Below are 756 nucleotides of genomic sequence, written 5' to 3'. Positions count from 1 at the left end.
CTCCGGATCATTGCGTACTTACCGCTCCCCGAAGCCTTTCGTGGTTAGTCACGTCCTTCATCGGCTTCTAGTGCCAAGGCATTCACCATGCGCCCTTTTCTACTTGACCTATTTCAAGTCTTTTTTATTTAGAGTTTTCTCTCTCTCGGTCGCTCTTTCAATCTGTTTTACGATTGTCTCGGTTTTTTGCTAGATTATATTCAGTTTTCAATGTACTAACTCTTCGAGAACTGATTCCTCAATTCTCTATGGAGGCTAACGGGATCGAACCGATGACCTCCTGCGTGCAAAGCAGGCGCTCTCCCATCTGAGCTAAGCCCCCATTCGCCATATTGGCTCAAAGCATTTCTGCTTCGAATGGGCCTAAATGGACTTGAACCATCGACCTCACGCTTATCAGGCGTGCGCTCTAAACCAGCTGAGCTATAGGCCCGATTCGCTTGGCGTTATTCAAGTTTTTTTGAGGTATTACCCTCAAAACTAAACAAAGTTTCTCAAGTGTGCTTCCGTTTGGCTTTCTGATGACTTCTTCTTAGTGCTCTCGCACTCTCCATCATCTTCGCCTTCCTTAGAAAGGAGGTGATCCAGCCGCAGGTTCTCCTACGGCTACCTTGTTACGACTTCACCCTAATCATCTGTCCTACCTTAGACGGCTGACTCCTATAAAGGTTATCTCACCGGCTTTGGGTGTTACAGACTCTCATGGTGTGACGGGCGGTGTGTACAAGGCCCGGGAACGTATTCACCGCGGCGTGC

General features: G+C 48.1%; 2 tRNA genes and 2 rRNA genes. All 4 read right to left on the bottom strand.

Annotation, left to right across the window (positions count from 1 at the left end):
• Positions 1–109: ribosomal RNA gene (locus LrDSM24759_RS07610) — 23S ribosomal RNA — on the bottom strand; the annotation flags it as partial.
• Between the two features lie 140 nt (positions 110–249).
• Positions 250–322: transfer RNA gene (locus LrDSM24759_RS07605), tRNA-Ala, on the bottom strand.
• 36 nt (positions 323–358) lie between these two features.
• Positions 359–433, bottom strand: a tRNA-Ile gene (locus tag LrDSM24759_RS07600).
• Positions 434–572: 139 nt separating this feature from the next.
• Positions 573–756: ribosomal RNA gene (locus LrDSM24759_RS07595) — 16S ribosomal RNA — on the bottom strand; the annotation flags it as partial.

Origin of the sequence: Lactobacillus rodentium (genome assembly GCF_003423665.1) — a bacterium.
GTDB classification, from domain to species: Bacteria; Bacillota; Bacilli; order Lactobacillales; family Lactobacillaceae; genus Lactobacillus; species Lactobacillus rodentium.
Note: the sequence above shows the minus strand (reverse complement) of the source record. Positions and strands in the feature narration are given on the sequence as shown.